The organism is Niallia sp. NCCP-28 (assembly GCF_023168165.1).
In the GTDB taxonomy this organism is placed as follows: Bacteria; Bacillota; Bacilli; order Bacillales; family Cytobacillaceae; genus Niallia.
The window spans coordinates 1-2,394 of record NZ_BQYJ01000027.1 but is presented as its reverse complement, the minus strand read 5'-3'; the positions used below and the strand labels follow the sequence as shown (position 1 = coordinate 2,394).

The 2,394-nt window shown below is 32.2% G+C and carries 1 protein-coding gene and 1 tRNA gene; both read right to left on the bottom strand.

The window, feature by feature from the left end; genetic code table 11:
• Window positions 1-421: 421 nt before the first annotated feature.
• A complete protein-coding gene (locus NCCP28_RS23360) occupies window positions 422-1,300 on the bottom strand; it encodes a radical SAM/SPASM domain-containing protein (protein ID WP_248563551.1) in 879 nt (292 codons plus the stop codon).
• A 1,022-nt stretch (window positions 1,301-2,322) separates the two neighbouring features.
• Window positions 2,323-2,394, bottom strand: a tRNA-Glu gene (locus tag NCCP28_RS23355).

Genomic DNA, 2,394 nt, shown 5'->3' with positions numbered 1-2,394 from the left:
TTAACTTTTTTATTTTTCCACGTTGTCCTGACGACAATATATAATATATCACGTGTTTTTTTATAAAGCAAGTATTTTTTTAAAATAAAATTCATTTTTTTTAAATCATTATAAAACCTTTAAATCTTAGCATATATAAAATTAAAACATCAAAAAGTCCACTTGCTACTTTCCAACCATATGCATAACAGACTTCATTTTATCAAAAAAATCCAGTCGTTTCCATACCATTTTGTTCTTAATAGCCCTGTTTCTTCAAAAGCTCGCTTATTATTGTTATATAAACATATGATAAAAAACACTAACTAACAATACAGCAACAGGGCATTGATTCAAATGTTCCAAATGAATCCTTTTATTTATTCAAGGTTATCAATAGAATGCATGCAACTTCCTTACTCATAGCAGAATGTTTTCCTATTTATTTTCCAAATCTTTTACGATAGCCACATTTCCTGCATAGCTCTTCTACAGCCACTCTTTGTGAAAAACCGTCTACAATGTTTTTAGCTCTTTCGCCTTCAATAATATTAGAAAATGAGTCAGCATTGATATTTCCAAGATTAATTACTCCCTCACCATCTAAACAACAAGGAATAACCGTTCCATTCGCCAAAATACCAGCTTGATTTCGCAATCCATAACAGAAACCTTTGCCATCATCCTCTTCTTCATGTAACGCAGGCCACTGAAACTCGTAATCTTGATTAATGAAGATACGTTCCGCAATTTTCACTCCACTTCCTGGCGTGACCTTCTCCTCAATTTTATAATCTAAATCAAATTCCTTTTCAATAATTCCCAGCAATTGTCTATTTCTTTGCCTATCAAGATTTGTTGCATTATCTGGTGTGAGATTCCAAAGTCTTAGCGAAACAATCATTTCTGATTGACTTGTTGCTTCTTTTATAAATGAAAGTACACTTCTTACATATCCTTCTTTATCTGTAGAACCAGCATGTCCATCAAAGCTGTGAAGAGAAAAATTCATCTGTCTTAATGCAGGTTTATTTAATAATTTGTTCCTCTTTTTATTAATTAATGTTCCATTGGTTGTAATATTAACTTTAAAGCCTTTTTCATGGCTTAAATCAAGCAATTGATCTATTTTAGGATGGAGCAGAGGCTCTCCTTTTACATGCAAATAAATATAGTCTGTGTGAGGTTTGATTTGATCTAACCTTTTAGAAAACTCCTCCACAGAAAGAAACTGCTTCTGTCGTTCCGTTGGGGGACAGAAACTACATGCAAGATTACATACACTTGTAATCTCTAAATAAAACTTCTTAAACTTTTTCAAGCACAATCCCTCTATTCTTTCACTACTTATCTTTCACTGATTAGAACAATCTGACTATTGTTCTCTCCCTATTACAGCATAATTATTCTCAAATGAAAACAGGCTTTTGTTAGAAAACCAATGTCACTATTTTCCCTCTCTAAAATGATGCCATGCTAACTTCTTGGATAATTCTTTATATTGCTATCTTCTAAATAAAAAGTCTTACAACTTGCCAAAACAAGATTTTTTTGATTTATCCCTTTATAGAAGCCTAACATTAATATACCTTCAATTCATCATATAAAGTGCATTAGAGTTAAGCTAGCAAATAATCTGTTGGTTGCTTTCTTAATTAGAGAAGATAGGCTCTAATAATGCCATTATTTTATCTGCCAAACAATAGAATCGCTTGAGCAATTAATTTTAATAAAACCAGTAATATCCAAGAAATCTTTCTGTTCGTTTTAGAAAAATTCCCCTTTTGCAAGTTTTTTCCTCTTCCTCTCTTCTTATTCATCAATCTTGAAAACAGATAAAATATCAGGAATGAACTATTGCTGATATAAAGGTGAAAAGAATCACCATATTATAAAATCACAAAAAAACTTCTCAACATACTAATGGAACATAATTATATTGATGATTTTGAGTATATAAGAAAACATTCATAGACAATCTCCGAAAAAAACAAATGATTATAAACCCTTTATTCAGCAGCCTAAATAATCAATCTAGATTGCCTAGGTAAATGATACAGTAAATGAAATCCACGATTCTGGAAAGCAGCATAGGCTATTTTGAGGTATAGAAATTGTTGATCCTCTGCAAGAGCAAGCATAAAAAAAGCATTCGCCGCGCCATTGCACCGAATGCATCAAATTAGTTATTACATTCTATTAATAAATAGCCATTTAAGGAAGTTCCTTCCCACAAGCACTTAGTATTTTTTAGATTATTTTATGTTTTTTCGGGGAATTTCAAAGTTTTAAATCCCTCAAAATAAAAAGCTGCTAGCATCTGCTAACAGCTTTTTATTCGTATGACCCATACGGGATTCGAACCCGTGTTACCGCCGTGAAAGGGCGGTGTCTTAACCGCTTGACCAATGGGCC